This is a genomic window from Kribbella sp. NPDC049174 (genome assembly GCF_043197365.1).
In the GTDB taxonomy this organism is placed as follows: Bacteria; Actinomycetota; Actinomycetes; order Propionibacteriales; family Kribbellaceae; genus Kribbella.
Window position 1 is genome coordinate 413,525 of sequence record NZ_JBICSZ010000001.1, and the last position, 13,841, is coordinate 427,365.

At 68.1% G+C, this 13,841-nt stretch carries 14 protein-coding genes and 1 other RNA gene; 7 read left to right on the plus strand and 8 right to left on the minus strand.

The features are described 5' to 3' along the window. The first annotated feature begins 34 nt into the window (after window positions 1-34). Entirely contained in the window at window positions 35-520 is a 486-nt protein-coding gene (locus ACGFIF_RS01935; RefSeq protein ID WP_393150367.1) for a GNAT family N-acetyltransferase, read from the plus strand. Here the strand turns inward: ACGFIF_RS01935 and ACGFIF_RS01940 are convergent. The 3 genes from ACGFIF_RS01940 to ACGFIF_RS01950 form a co-directional block, all read right to left on the minus strand. Then, the gene (locus ACGFIF_RS01940; RefSeq protein ID WP_393150369.1) at window positions 517-1,653 is read right to left on the minus strand and encodes a hypothetical protein; all 1,137 of its coding nucleotides are present in this window, start codon (window positions 1,651-1,653) and stop codon (window positions 517-519) included. The two genes, ACGFIF_RS01935 and ACGFIF_RS01940, sit on opposite strands and share 4 nt — an antisense overlap. Window positions 1,654-1,764: 111 nt before the next feature. Beyond that, an RNA gene (gene rnpB / locus ACGFIF_RS01945) (RNase P RNA component class A) lies at window positions 1,765-2,166 on the minus strand. Window positions 2,167-2,174: 8 nt separating this feature from the next. Beyond that, complete coding sequence (locus ACGFIF_RS01950; protein WP_393150371.1) at window positions 2,175-2,543, minus strand: DUF952 domain-containing protein; 369 nt, start codon at window positions 2,541-2,543, stop codon at window positions 2,175-2,177. Window positions 2,544-2,634: 91 nt separating this feature from the next. On the opposite strand from ACGFIF_RS01950, the gene ACGFIF_RS01955 reads away from it, so the two are divergent. After that, entirely contained in the window at window positions 2,635-4,212 is a 1,578-nt protein-coding gene (locus tag ACGFIF_RS01955; protein ID WP_393150373.1) for an alkaline phosphatase D family protein, read from the plus strand. A 72-nt stretch (window positions 4,213-4,284) separates the two neighbouring features. Beyond that, a complete protein-coding gene (locus tag ACGFIF_RS01960) occupies window positions 4,285-5,784 on the plus strand; it encodes a S10 family peptidase (RefSeq protein ID WP_393150375.1) in 1,500 nt (499 codons plus the stop codon). Between the two features lie 24 nt (window positions 5,785-5,808). Here the strand turns inward: ACGFIF_RS01960 and ACGFIF_RS01965 are convergent, their stop codons facing one another. Both ACGFIF_RS01965 and map read right to left on the minus strand, forming a co-directional pair. Continuing rightward, window positions 5,809-5,949 (minus strand): hypothetical protein, encoded by a 141-nt coding sequence (locus ACGFIF_RS01965; RefSeq protein WP_393150377.1) that lies wholly within the window; start codon window positions 5,947-5,949, stop codon window positions 5,809-5,811. Further along, window positions 5,946-6,794, minus strand: coding sequence for a type I methionyl aminopeptidase (gene map, locus ACGFIF_RS01970; protein ID WP_393150379.1), 849 nt, complete (start codon window positions 6,792-6,794; stop codon window positions 5,946-5,948). Before map ends, ACGFIF_RS01965 begins: the two co-directional genes overlap by 4 nt. Window positions 6,795-6,847: 53 nt before the next feature. Between map and ACGFIF_RS01975 the strand changes: the two genes are divergently transcribed. Continuing rightward, window positions 6,848-7,036: a hypothetical protein gene (locus tag ACGFIF_RS01975; RefSeq protein ID WP_393150381.1), complete on the plus strand. Its 189-nt coding sequence runs from the start codon at window positions 6,848-6,850 to the stop codon at window positions 7,034-7,036. Between the two features lie 213 nt (window positions 7,037-7,249). On the opposite strand, the gene ACGFIF_RS01980 is transcribed toward ACGFIF_RS01975, so the two are convergent. After that, window positions 7,250-7,828 carry a histone H1-like repetitive region-containing protein gene (locus ACGFIF_RS01980; RefSeq protein ID WP_393150383.1) on the minus strand — a complete coding sequence of 193 codons (579 nt, stop codon included), beginning with the start codon at window positions 7,826-7,828 and terminating at the stop codon, window positions 7,250-7,252. A 330-nt stretch (window positions 7,829-8,158) separates the two neighbouring features. Between ACGFIF_RS01980 and ACGFIF_RS01985 the strand changes: the two genes are divergently transcribed. Then, entirely contained in the window at window positions 8,159-8,905 is a 747-nt protein-coding gene (locus ACGFIF_RS01985) for a helical backbone metal receptor (RefSeq protein ID WP_393150385.1), read from the plus strand. A gap of 108 nt (window positions 8,906-9,013) precedes the next feature. Further along, window positions 9,014-9,190: a hypothetical protein gene (locus ACGFIF_RS01990; RefSeq protein WP_393153693.1), complete on the plus strand. Its 177-nt coding sequence runs from the start codon at window positions 9,014-9,016 to the stop codon at window positions 9,188-9,190. Window positions 9,191-9,214: 24 nt separating this feature from the next. On the opposite strand, the gene ACGFIF_RS01995 is transcribed toward ACGFIF_RS01990, so the two are convergent. Further along, a complete protein-coding gene (locus ACGFIF_RS01995) occupies window positions 9,215-9,712 on the minus strand; it encodes an NUDIX hydrolase (RefSeq protein WP_393150387.1) in 498 nt (165 codons plus the stop codon). 95 nt (window positions 9,713-9,807) lie between these two features. On the opposite strand from ACGFIF_RS01995, the gene ACGFIF_RS02000 reads away from it, so the two are divergent. Then, a complete protein-coding gene (locus ACGFIF_RS02000) occupies window positions 9,808-10,710 on the plus strand; it encodes an aldo/keto reductase (RefSeq protein ID WP_393150389.1) in 903 nt (300 codons plus the stop codon). Window positions 10,711-11,331: 621 nt separating this feature from the next. Here the strand turns inward: ACGFIF_RS02000 and panB are convergent. Then, complete coding sequence (panB, locus tag ACGFIF_RS02005; protein WP_393153613.1) at window positions 11,332-12,111, minus strand: 3-methyl-2-oxobutanoate hydroxymethyltransferase; 780 nt, start codon at window positions 12,109-12,111, stop codon at window positions 11,332-11,334. Window positions 12,112-13,841 lie beyond the last annotated feature (1,730 nt).

The following is a 13,841-nucleotide window of genomic DNA, read 5'->3' on the forward strand; positions in this document are numbered from 1 at the left end:
TGAAACAGTCGTGTCAGTAGATTGGGTAGGGTTGATGACAAAGCTGATCAGGAAGCTGGGGGAGCCGGGCGACCTTGGCTGGGTGGTGCAGTCGCACGCCGAGATCTACGCGGCGGAGTACGGCTGGGGTCCGTCGTACGAAGTCTTGATCACGCAGATCGTCGCGGCGTACGCGACCGAGCACGACGATGCCCGGGAGGCCGCGTGGATCGCCGAGGTCGACGGCGTACGGGCCGGCAGCATCTTCTGCGTCCGCGGTCCGGACGAGGCCACCGCTCAACTGCGGCTGCTCCTGGTCACACCGGCCGCGCGCGGTCTCGGCCTCGGCGCTGACCTGGTCGACACCTGTCTGGCCTTCGCCCGCGCGGCCGGCTACAAGCGGATGGTGCTGTGGACGAACGATCCGCTGGTCGCCGCCCGGCACATCTACCTCGCCCGCGGCTTCCGCCTCACCGGCTCCGAACCCCATGAGTCCTGGGGTGAGAGCCTCGTCGGCCAGACCTACGAGCTCGATCTCTAGGTGCTGCAGGCGGGGGCGCCTGGGGCTGGAGTGCCGTAGATGGCGTGCGCGAGGAACGTGCTGACGTAGCCGTTCTGGACGCGGAGGACGTGGCGTGGTCCGGCGCTGCCGAGTGGGAGGTACGTCCGCAGCGGCAGGGCCAGGTAGTAGGCGCCATAGTCGGTGAAGTTGTAGTGGCGCGTGCCTGGGATCGTGGCACACCACGACGTACCAGTGCTTGCCTTGAGCAACGACAGGCTGCGGTCCCGGTCCTCGTCACCGCGGGCGTCCGGGCCGCAGACGCCGGTCATGCACGAGTCGTCGGCGCCGAGCAGGAGGATCGGCGCCTGCACGCCCTTCGTCACGGCCTCGCCGTACGGGGTGCCGTCGAGGTCGACCGCCGCCGCACACCGGCTGTCGGTCCGGCAGGCTTCGAGTGCCGCGGCACCGCCGAATGAGTGGCCGACGTACGACGTACCGATCCCGGACTCCACGCTGTTCGGTAGTTCTTTGGCCACTGTCGAGCCGGCGAACCGGGCGTCGGCGGCCCAGGTCCCGACCAGGCGATCGCCTTCCTTCTCGAGGTCGCTCGGCTTGGCCGCCTCGGTGCTCTCGACCTTCTGTCCATTCAGGACGGTGAGGTCTGCGCTGTACGTCGGCGTCACTCCGGCGACCAGGTAGCCGTGGCTCGCGAGGTCCTCGGCCAGGCTCGCGTACATCGGTGCCGACAACCCCAGGCCCGGCATGAGTACGACGACCGGGAATCGGCCGGGTGCGACCGCGACGCGGTCGAACGCGGGATCGCGCAGGGTGTCGAACGGGCCTTGGAACACCGAGGCTGGTGCCTTCAGTTGGAGGTCGCTCCACAGCCCGGGTGCGTACTGCGCCTTGCGACCGGTCGTCTCCTTCGCCACCGGGTACCAAAGCCAGACGGACAGCTGCCGCTGCCCTTCGCCGTACGGATCCTTGCGGCCCGTGTCGGTCCACTCGAACGTCCGTCGGCCGACCTGGTAGTTGCCGGTCGGATCGGGCAATGCCACCGGCTCCGACCGCTGGACCGCCACCCAGCCCACGTACCCGCTCCCGGCGAGCAGCGCGAACAGTACGAGGATCACGATCCCCGTCCGCACCCGACGTACCCCTCTGCGCGCCATACTCCAAGCCTGCCACCCAGGTGGTCCGCCAGCAGCCAGCCCACGCGTGCTACGCCGTCGCTCCTTCGTCGCGCCGGCGTAGCACGCGTGGGTCGGCTGCGGCAGTTGAAGGGAACGGGCCGGTCTGTAAGCCGGATTCTGTGGTCGGCGATCATCCATCTACGGTGACCGTTGCCGGGCACCTCCAGCGGCCTACCCGCGAGCTCGGGCGGGCAGCCCTCGAACGCTCGCGCGGACGGTGGTTTCCCATCGCCCTTCTTGGCCTTGCTCCACGTGGGGTTTACCGAGCCTCCGCAGTCACCTGCGGAGCTGGTGGTCTCTTACACCACCGTTTCACCCTCACCCGCACTCCGATGAACCACGGGGTTCACCGAAGCCGCTGGCGGTCTGCTCTCTGTGGCACTGTCCCGCGGGTTGCCCCGGGTGGGCGTTACCCACCACGCTGCCCTGTGGAGTCCGGACTTTCCTCGGCGCCCACCGGGTGGTGGACGACGCGATCGCCCGACCGACCCGTTCCACCTTCAGGATACGGCCTCGGCGGTCACCTCGGGCCAACGGCCGTCGGCGGCCCGCTCGTACGGGCGGACGTCGACCACCGCGTCGAGGTTCAGCGGGCCGTAGATGTGCGGGAACGTGATGCCGATCGCGTCCAGGTCCTCGTCGCAGAGCGCGGACACCAGCCGCTCGGTGTCGATCACCAGCAGGCACAGCGGCTCGCGCACGTCGTCGTACACGAAGTTCGCCACCATGGCCACCTGCTCCGGCCTCGAGGCGTGGATGAACGTCGCCCCGTCGTCGAGGCTCTTGCCGCGCGTCGACCACCGGTAATACCCCGCCTCGACGGCGGCCTCCCACTGGTCCGGAAACGCGATATGCAGAATCGTCGCCATCCTCGGAGGGTATCCGGGCCGCCGGTGCGGACCTCCGTTGCGACACTCGTACGTCGTTTCGATGTCACTCATCGGCGCTAGCGTGCCGTGCATGACACCGCCCACTTCAGAACTCGACCGTCGTAAGTTCCTCGGTGCCGTCGCAGGTGTGGCCGGGGCGGCGACCCTTGCGCAGCTGCCGGTAGGTCCGGCGAACGCGACACCTCGCCCGGTCGGCGGGGACTACCCGTTCACGCTCGGCGTGGCCAGTGGGGACCCGACATCGAGCGGCGTCGTCCTGTGGACCCGGCTCGTGCCGGACACGTTCGTCTCCGGCGGCGGGATGCCGGCCACGAGGGTGCCGGTGGAGTGGCAGATCGCGCTCGACGCCGGCTTCCGTCGCGTTGTCCGAACCGGTACGGCGTGGGCGCTGCCCGAGCTCGCCCACTCGGTGCACGTCGAGGTCGAAGGACTGGCTCCGGATCGCGAGTGGTTCTACCGGTTCAGGTACCGCTCCGACGTGTCGCCCATCGGACGTACCCGGACCGCGCCGGTGCGCACCGGCCGGCACGCGCAGGTGAAGTTCGCGTTCGCGTCCTGCCAGGAGTGGTCGAGTGGCTACTACTCCGCGCTGCGGCACCTCGCCGACGAGGACCTCGACCTGGTCCTGCACCTCGGCGACTACGTCTACGAAGGCGGTATCCCGGCTGACGGCGGCTATCGGAAGACACCGGTGCCGGCGGCGTTGCGGCCGGCCCCGCGCGATCTCGAGCGCTGGCGGATGCAGTACGCGCTCTACCGCAGCGACCCGGATCTGCAGTTGGCCCACGCGCGTTTCCCGTGGATGGTGACCTGGGACGACCACGAGGTCCAGAACGACTACGCCAACACCCAGTCGCAGTACGAGGGTGACATCAGCGCTCTGCGGGCGGCGGCGTACCAGGCCTGGTACGAGCACCAGCCGGTACGTCGGCCTGCGCGGCCGACCGGTGAAGGGCCGCGGATCTACCGGCGGCTGCAGTGGGGCGATCTCGCCCAGTTCGATGTGATCGACGGCCGGCAGTACCGCAGCGTCCCGCCCTGCGGCTGGGGCGAGGCCGACGCCTGTGCGGGCGGCTACGACCCATCGATCACGATGCTCGGCCAGACCCAGGAGGAGTGGCTGTACGACGGTCTGAAGCGGTCTCGCGCGCAGTGGGACGTGCTGGCCAGCAACGTGATGCTCGGCCGGCTCGACCACGACGGCACCGCGGGCGACCTGCTCTGGCACGACGCGTGGGACGGGTTCCCGGGCGCGCGGCAGCGGCTGATCAGGGCTTGGGACCGGGCGAACACTCGCAACCCGGTCGTCGTCACCGGCGACTGGCACTCCACGTTCGTCAACGACATCCACGCGGACTTCGACCGCGAGGGGACACCGGTGGTGGCGACCGAGTTCGTCGGCACCTCGCTGACCAGCAACGGCGACGGCGAGGTGTACGGGCCGTACTACGGGCCGATGATCAAGTACAACCCGCACATCAAGTTCTTCGACGGCGACCGGCGCGGATACGTCCGCTGCACGATCGACCGCGAGGAATTCCGCACCGACCTGCAGATGGTCACCACGGTGAGCCGTGCCGACGCCCCGAAGTACACCTACGCCTCGTTCGTCGTCGAGGACGGCCGCCCTGGTGCCGTGAAGGTCTGACCACCCGCTCGTCGCGCCAGACTCTGCCGAACCCGACGCCGGTGGTCGAATGCTTGGTCTAGGGTGCTCGGCATGGCTAAGGATGAGAGCACCGAGTCCCCGGTCGAGGCGGCGGCCGAGGAGCAGAAGCCGGATGCGGCCAAGACGCCCACCGACGATCTGGTGTCGACGCAGCATGTGCTGTCGATCGGCCGGAAGAAGCTGAAGTACACCGCGACGACCGGTCGGATCGTGTTGCGGCAGGAGGTGCTGACCGAGGGGAAGTTCGACGGGCACCGGCCGAAGGCGGAGGTGTTCCTGACCGCGTACACGCTGGACGACGCAGATGCCGCCGACCGGCCGGTGACGTTCGCGTTCAACGGCGGTCCGGGCTCGTCGAGTATCTGGCTGCACCTCGGCCTGCTGGGTCCGCGCCGGGTCGTGTCCGGCGACGCCGGTGAGCTCGCGCCCCCGCCGTACGGGCTGGTGGACAACACCGAGTCCTTGTTGCAGCACAGCGACATCGTCTTCATCGACCCGGTGTCGACGGGCTACTCACGCGCCGTCGAGGGCGAGAAGCCGGGCGACTACCACGGTTTCACCCGCGACCTGGAGTCCGTCGGCGAGGTGATCCGGCTGTGGACGTCGCGCAACGGTCGGTGGATGTCGCCGAAGTTCCTGGCCGGCGAGTCGTACGGTACGACGCGCGCCGCCGGGCTGGCCGCGCATCTGCAGGAGCGGTACGGCATGTACCTGAACGGCGTGATGCTGATCTCCGCGGCGCTCGAGTTCGGCACGTTGGACTTCACCCCGGGCAACGATCTGCCGTACACGTTGTTCCTGCCGTCGTACGCCGCCATCGCGCACTACCACGGTCTCGTGCCGGATCAATCGCTCGACGAGGTGCTCGCGGACGCGGAACGGTTCGCGGCCGGCCGCTTCCCGAATGCGCTTGCCCAGGGCAACCGGATCCCGGCCGACTACCGGGCCGAGGTGGTCACCCGGCTGGCGACGCTGACCGGGCTGTCCGAGGACTATCTCGACCGGGTGAACCTGCGGATCGAGCACATGCGCTTCTTCGCCGAACTGCTGCGGTCGCGCCGCCAGGTGGTCGGCCGGCTGGACGGCCGCTTCACCGGGTGGGACGCGGACTACGCCGGTGAGACGCCGAGCAAGGACCCGTCGTTCAGCGCGATCATCGGGCCCTACACCGCCGCGCTGAACCACTACGTGCGGGTGGAGCTGGAGTACAACAACGACCTCCCGTACGAGATCCTGAACATGGACGCGGCCAAGAACTGGTCCTTCAAGGAGTTCGAGGGACAGCAGATCACCGTCGCCGAGAAGCTCGCCGACGCGATGCGCGTCAACCCCCACCTCAAGGTCCACGTCGCGTCCGGCCACTACGACGGAGCAACGCCGTACTTCGCCACTGAACACACGTTGGCCCGCCTGCAGATCCCGGCCGAACTGGTCGGCAACATCGAGACCAAGTACTACCCGGCCGGCCACATGATGTACCTCCACGAACCGTCCCGGGTGCAACAGTCCGAAGACCTGGCCACCTTCATCCGCTCGGCCTCCAACCGCTAGCACTGATTGCCACCGGCAACGGATCTACGGATAGACGCGGAAGCCGGTGAAGGTGAGGACGGCGTGGGCGCGCGCTGGGTCGGCTGGGAAGGTCGGCCAGCCTTCGGCGGTGCAGAGGGCGAGCACTCCCGGAAGGTGAGAGTGCTCGTACTGCGTGATCCTCACGGCAAGGTGAGGACTTCGGCGCCGGTGTCGGTGACGACCAGGGTGTGCTCGAACTGGGCGGTGAGGGACTTGTCCTTGGTGGTGGCGGTCCAGCCGTCGTCCCACAGGTCGTAATCGTGGGTGCCGAGGGTGAGCATCGGCTCGATGGTGAACGTCATCCCGGGCTCGATCACGTCGTTGAAGCGCTCGTCGTCGTAGTGCGGGATGATCAGGCCGGAGTGGAACGACGTCGCGATGCCGTGGCCGGTGAAGTCGCGGATGACGCCGTACCCGAAGCGCTTGGCGTAGGACTCGATCACCCGGCCGATGATGCTGACCTGGCGACCCGGCTTGACCGCCTTGATCGCGCGGTTCAGCGCCTCACGGGTGCGCTCGACCAGCAGTCGCGTCTCCTCGGCCACGTCGCCGACCAGGAAGGTGGCGTTGGTGTCGCCGTGCACACCGTCCAGGAACGCCGTGATGTCGACGTTGACGATGTCGCCGTCCTCGAGCGGACGGTCGTCGGGGATGCCGTGGCAGATCACCTCGTTGACCGACGTGCACAGCGACTTCGGGTAGCCGCGGTAGCCGAGCGTCGACGGATACGCACCGCGCTCGATCAAGTACTCGTGGCCGACCCGGTCCAGTTCGTCGGTGGTGACCCCTGGCTTCGCCGCGTCACCGACCGCCTGCAAGGCCTGCGCGGCCAGCTTGCCGGCGACGCGCATCTTCTCGATCAGTTCGGGTGCGGTGACGTAGGAACCGTCGTACGGCGTCGGAGCCGGCTTCCCGACGTATTCGGGACGCGGGATGGACGCGGGGACTTCGCGGCGCGGCGAGATGATGCCGGGAGTGAGAGGCGACATGGTGGGAACATTGTAGTGAGCTGCGACAAGACTCCCGGGAGGCGGTCATCCAGATGAGCGACGATCACAGCAACGAGTGGTACTACAACGTCAAGACCGGCAAGGTCGAGCCGTACCAGGGGGAGAAGTCAGCCGACCGGCTCGGCCCCTACAACTCGCCGGAAGAGGCCGCCCGGGCACTGGAGATTGTCCAGGAACGCAACGAGGCCTGGGACAACGACCCCAAGTGGAACGACGACTGACCACCGAGCACCGAGTAGCCGCTCCGCGGCGAACTTGTGATGGTCTGCAACGACGACTGGCTGTGTGATGGTGCAGTACGACGACTCACCGCCGAGCAAGCTCGTGATGATGCGGCACGGCGACCGATCCTGAACGCACCGAGGGGCACCACCGTTGCTGGTGGTGCCCCTCGGGCTTTGGTAGTCGGCGTCGCCTCTGAGCGAACGCCCGGTTCAGCGGGTGACCCGGCGAGCCGCGGTCTTGCGGGCCGGAGCCTTGCGGGCCGGGGCCTTCTTCGCCGCGACCTTGCGGACAGGCGCCTTCTTCGCCGCGGTCCGCTTCGCCGGCGCCTTCTTGGCGACGGTCTTCTTGGCCGGGGCCTTCTTCGCCGCGGTCTTCTTGGCGGGCGCCTTCTTCGCGACCGTCTTCCTCGCGGGCGCCTTCTTGGCCACGGTCTTCTTGGCCGTCGTCCGCTTCGCCGGGGCCTTCTTCGCGACGGTCTTCTTGGCCGTCACCTTCTTGGCCGGGGCCTTCTTCGCGACCGTCTTCTTCGCCGTCGTCTTCCGCGCGGCGGTCTTCTTCGCAGCAGTTGTCTTCTTGGCTGCGGTCTTCTTGGCGGGCGCCTTGGCAGCGCTGCGCTTTGCCGGCGCCTTCTTTGCCGCACTCACCTTCTTCGTCACTGTCTTCTTCGCTGCGCTGACCTTGCGCGCGGATGTCGTCTTCGCGGCGCTGGCCTTCTTGGCGACAGTCTTCTTGGCGGGAGAAGCCTTTTTGGCTGTCGCCTTCCCTGCGGCTGCCTTCTTGGCTGGCACTCTGCCTCCTTGGTGCGGCTGAGGAAAACCACGGTGGATTCCTCGTCGTCATGATGATGACAACACTTGGTGGCTACGTAAAGCACCCGAAACGTCTTCAGGTTAAGGCGTCCTGGCCGCAAGCAGGCGCGCAAATGCCGAAAATCCTTGTGCAGAAGGGATTCCGTCGCGCTAAGAGGATGCCCGAAGGGCTCAAGAATTTCTTGGCGACACGCGCACAAAGTTCGTGTCGAACCGTGCTTTCGGGGAGTGTTGTCCTCGGCAACGGCCTGCGCGAAGTGAGGTGACGGACATGTCGAAGAGCGTGTGTGACGACGTCGGAGGCGCATGATGAGAGAGCTGCGCGACGACCTCGGCGACATCGTCTCGATGCCGTCGACAGTGCGTCGCGTCGTCAGCATCGTGCCGTCGTTGACCGAGTCGATCGCCGTGACGCACGCACATCTTCTGGTCGGTGCGACGGACTGGTGCACGCATCCGCGAGAGCTCGATGTGACGCGCGTGCGGGGTACGAAGAATCCGGATCTCGATCGCATCCGTGCACTCGCACCCGACGTCGTGATCGCGAATGCCGAAGAGAATCGGGCCGTCGATCTCGACACGTTGCGCGCGAGCGGAATCGCGGTCTGGACCACCTCACCGACGACAGTCGCCGAATCACTCGACTCACTCGAGCGCATGCTGTCCGCAATCACCGGTGAGCTCCCGGATTGGCTGCGACAAGCGCGCGACGTCTGGAGTACGCCGTACGTCGGGAAGCGCCGGCGGGCCGTCGTACCGATCTGGCGTCGACCGTGGGTGGCGTTGGGCCGGGACACATTCGCCGGTGATGTGTTGTCGCGGATCGGGATCGACAACGTGTTCGCGGAATCCGGTGAACGTTATCCGCGGATCGATCCGGATGCGTTGCCCGGTTACGACATCGTGGTACTGCCGGACGAGCCTTATGCGTTTTCACCCGACGACGGTCCGGAGGCATTCACCCAGCCGGCGAAGTGTGTGTCCGGCCGGCATCTGACCTGGTACGGCCCGTCGCTGGTCGAGGCGCGTGAACTGCTCACGGGACAGCTCGCCTGAACCGCCCGGCGGACGGTCGCGATGCTGATCGGACGGGCGCAGTGATGTGCGACACGATGCCTGCCCGGTCAGCTAGACGGTTAGGTATGCCTCACCTACACTCGCTGCGTGCCGTCGATGACCGCGAAGAAGAAGTGCTGCAAGGACAAGCCGAGGTGCAAGAAGTGCCCGGTCGTCCTGAAGCGGCTGGCTGATGCCGGCTGCGCGGAGCGGCTCGATCGGGTCCACTACGTGGTGGACAAGAAGATCAAGAAGAAGGTCCTCAAAGAGGCCCGCAGCCGCTGACGCGGTGATTCACGACGCGTCGACTCAGGACGCGCGGCGCAGGGTGATGGCGTCGGCCGCCTGGCGGAGCAGTCCGGGGATGGTGACGTGGGCGGCCTGACCGGTTGCCTCGAGGTCGTCGCCGTACCACCAGCCGTGTGCGCTGATCGTCTCCAGTTCGAGCTGCTCCTGATTGGCGAACGTCACGTCGACGCCGTCCACCGCGACCGCGAAGAACGTCTGGTGCTGGATGATCGGGCACCCGCCCCACTCGAACTCGATCGTGTTCGTCGCCACCGGCGTACCGAGGGACTCCATCGGCAGGTGGATGCCGACCTCCTCACGCAGTTCCCGGCTGGCCGCCTCCGCGACCGTCTCACCGGCCTCCACGCCGCCGCCGATGGTGAACCAGTACGGCGTCTGTGGCTTCAGCGGATCCCAGCCGTGCAGCAGCAGCACCTTGCCGTCCGGGCGGACCGGCAGGACACGGGCCGTCGTACGCCGGACGACGGTGCCTGGTGATGGCAGACGAGGATCGCTCACACAACAAAACGCTAGACGAGGAAACCCGTCCCGCGTCGGCTGATGCGGCGCGTCTCACATTAGTTGCCGTGCACATCAGGTGGCACGATCGAACCATGACGGCAACGATCGGTCTCGGACTGGCAGCGCTCGGGCGACCCGGGTACATCAACCTCGGACACGACGAGGATCTGCCGCCCGGCCGCGCGATCGAGGACCTGAGAGCGCGCACACATCAACTCCTCGAGCAGGCCTGGCAGGCCGGAGTTCGCTACTTCGACGCCGCGCGTTCGTACGGCCTTGCCGAAGCCTTCCTCGGCGAGTGGCTGACACCCGAACGACGCGACCAGCTCACCATCGGTTCGAAATGGGGTTACACGTACGTCGCCGACTGGCGCCACGACGTGGACACGCACGAGGTGAAGGACCACTCGCTCGCCACCCTCGAACGGCAGTGGCCCGAGACCCTTCAAGCGCTTGGTGGACCACCCGACTTCTACCTGGTCCACAGCCTCACGTCGGACAGCCCGGCACTCGGCGACGCCCGACTGCTCGATCGCCTCGGTCAGCTCGCGGCCGACGGCGTACGCGTCGGATTGTCGACAAGCGGACCACGCCAGGCCGAGACCCTGCGCAAGGCGCTGGAGCTCAACGGACCGTTCACCGCCGTACAGGCGACCTGGAACGTCCTCGAGACCTCAGCAGGTCCCGCCCTCGCCGAGGCACACGACGCGGGCTGGTTCGTCGTGGTCAAGGAAGCCGTCGCCAACGGACGTTTGACCGCGAAGGCCGGCGAGACCCCGTTCAACGAGTTCGCCCGGCAGCACGGCATCGCACCCGATGCGCTGGCCATTGGTGCCGCCGCTGCGCAGCCGTGGGCCGACGTCGTCCTCAGCGGCGCGAGCACCGCAGAACAACTCGAAAGCAACCTCGCCCACCGGACGGCTGGACCACTCACCGAGTTCGCCCAACAGCCGGACGAGTACTGGACCGAACGGTCAGCCCTGCCCTGGATCTAGCAGCAGCCCACGCGTGCTGCGCAGCCGCTCCTTCGTCGCGTCAGCTCCGCGCGCTCCCACCCGCCCCGGCTTGTCGCCAGTGTGCTTCTTGCCTGGCTGCCGCCCGGCGGCGTGTGCGCTTATCGCGCCTCGCGGTGCTGCCGCCCGCGTGCTGTGCACTCTTGCGTCGCGCTCGACTACCTGGCCGACGCCCGGATGACAGACAACTCTCGTCGCATCGACCGCGGGTGCACCCAGTGGACTCGATCCGCTCGCCGGTGCATGCCGTTGCGTCACCCGCAGCGGGTTCTCGGCCGACCGGTCCTGGGCCAGCTCTGCCGTGTACGTGCTCCTGTGCCGCGCGGGTGTGCGTGCTCCTGCGTCGCCCGCTTGATCAGCCGGGTGCAGTCCGTGATTGGGGTGCGTCGGGGTCTCGTTCGCCACGATGGCGGTCGTGGTTACAACGGCACGTCTTGCGGACGGGCGTCGGACAGGTAGTCGCATCGCGTGCGACGCAGGAGCACGCACACCGCGGGCGAAAGCCCGGCACCGCGGGCGGTAGCCCGCAGGGAAACCCGGGCGGGTGGGAGCGGGCGTAGCTGACGCGACGAAGGAGCGGCTGCGTAGCACGCGTGGGTTGAATCAGAAGGTGTGTTCGTCGGCGGGGAAGGCTCCGGAGGCTACTTCGGCGGCGTAGGTGGTGGCTGCTGAGGTGAGGATGCCGCGTAAGTCGGCGTACTGCTTGACGAAGCGGGGCATTGTGCCGGAGCGCATGCCTGCCATGTCTTGCCAGACCAGCACCTGGGCGTCGGTGTCGCGGCCGGCGCCGATGCCGATGGTGGGGATCGTGACGCGCTTGGTGATCTCCGCGGCGACGTCGCCCGGCACCATCTCGAGGACGACGGAGAACGCGCCGGCGTCGGCCAGTGCGATCGCGTCGTCGATGAGGCCGGCCGCCTGGTCACCGCGGCCCTGGACCCGGTACCCGCCGATGCTGTGTTCGCTTTGCGGCGTGAAGCCGATGTGCGCCATCACCGGGATGCCGGACTGGGTCAGTTTCTCCACCATCGGTACGACGGTCCGGCCACCCTCGAGCTTGACCGCGTGCACGCCCGCTTCCTTCATGAACCGGACAGCGGTGTGGAACGCCTGCTCGGGTGACGCCTGGTACGAACCGAACGGCAGGTCCGCGACGACCAGCGCCCGGTCGACCGCACCGGCGACCGCGCGGGCCAACGGGATCAGTTCGTCGACCGTGACGCGCAGGGTCGTCTCGTAGCCGAAGACGTTGTTCGCGGCGGAGTCGCCGACCAGCAGGACCGGGATGCCGGCCTGGTCGAAGATCTCGGCAGTGTACTGGTCGTACGCCGTCAGCATCGCCCACTTCTCGCCGCGGTTCTTCATGTCGCGGAGGTGGTGGATGCGGTACCGGCGCGGCCGCTTGCTGCCCTCACCCGGGCCTGCGGCCGAGGAGGCCTGACCAGGAGACGCAGTCGTGGCCTGAGCCTCGGCAGGACCGCTCACCTGTGCAGTGGCCGGTACCGGAGAGCCGACGGCAGCGGCCGGTGCGGGATTGCCGGCGGCAAGAGCCGACGCGGGAGAGCCGCCAGCAGGTGCCGGTGCATTAGAGCCGCCAGAAGCAGCCGGTGCGGGAGAGCCGCCAGTAGCTCGTGCGGACGAGCCGACGGCATTGGTCGGTGCGGGAGAGTTGCCGGCATTGGTCGGTGCGGGAGAGTTGCCGGCATTGGTCGGTGCGGGAGAGTTGCCGGCCTCGGGCTCACCGCCACTGGGCTGTGCACGACGGGCACGGTGTGAACCGGTGTGCTCGTTCGCCACCTGGCTCGGGGCGTCCTGCTGGACGTCCGCACGTCGCCGTGCGCCGATAGGTTTGGGCTGCTCGCTCACTGGTGTGTTGCTCTCGTACTCCGCGCTCGGGTCGGACAGGTAGCCGTTGTCCGACTGCCGGCCGGACTCCTGCCCGTAGTTGGCCTCCATCATCTCCGGCAGGTACGCCGTGATCGTCGGAGTGTCCACGTAGTTGCCTGGTGGGTTCGCAGGAGGCGACGCGGGCCGCTGGTTCTGCGGCTGCGATGGCTGCTGCTGGCCCTGCGGCTGCGCGGGCGGAGGCGGTGGTGTTGGTGCCTGGCCCTGTGGCTGGTGCGGCGTCACGCCGTTGTTGTGTGCAGGCGTGCCGTTCTGCGCAGCCGTCGGGGCAGGGCCGCTCCAGTTGGCGTTGCTGGTCCCGTTGGAGCTGTGCGGTGCCGGCGCGTGCTGGGTCAGACCGTTGCTGCCGGCCTGTGGCGGCGCGGTTGGGCGCTGCGGCTGCTGCTGCGGTGTGCCGGGCGGCGTCTGCCGGTTCGGCGGTACGCCGTTGCTACCTGGACCGAACGGGCTCGGCCGACCTTGTGGCGGGGGAGGGCCGACCGGCGACTGCTGTGGCTGCTGCGGCCGGAACGGGCTCTGCTCCTGGAACTGACCGAACGTCGACTCGTCACCACGAGCCTGCCCCGGCTCACCACGAAGAGCCTCACCGCGACCGGGCTCACCACGAAGAGCCTCACCGCGACCGGGCTCACCACGAAGAGCCTCACCGCGACCGGGCTCACCACGAAGAGCCTCTCCACGACCCGGCTCACCACGACCGGGCTCGCCACGAAGGGCCTCTCCACGACCGGGCTCACCACGAAGAGCCTCGCCACGACCGGGCTCACCACGAAGAGCCTCGCCACGACCGGGCTCACGAAGACCCTCACCACGCCCCGGCTCACGAGGAGCCTCACGACCGGGCTCACCACGACCGGGCTCGCCGTAGTACTCCAGCCGCTGCTGGTCGCCGTACGTGCGCCCCTGCGGCTGCTCGCCGTACGGACGAGGCTGGGGCTGGTCGCCGTACCGCTGCTGAGGTTGCTGCGCGGGCGGCGGCGGGGGCGATGCCGGCAGGTACGGAGGCTTCGGGACGTACGGCTGTTGGGGCACCGGGCCGCGTTCGTAGGACCTGGGTGCGTTCGGCAACGACGGCGACGGGTCGAGTCCGAGGCCGTTGCCGCGGTCCCGCCAGGTGTCGTCGCCGTACTCCGAGCGGCGGTGCTCCTCGGTTGTCCGGTTCTTCGGTCCGGTCCCGTACGGCGAGGGCAGCTCGTCGTCGTCGTGGG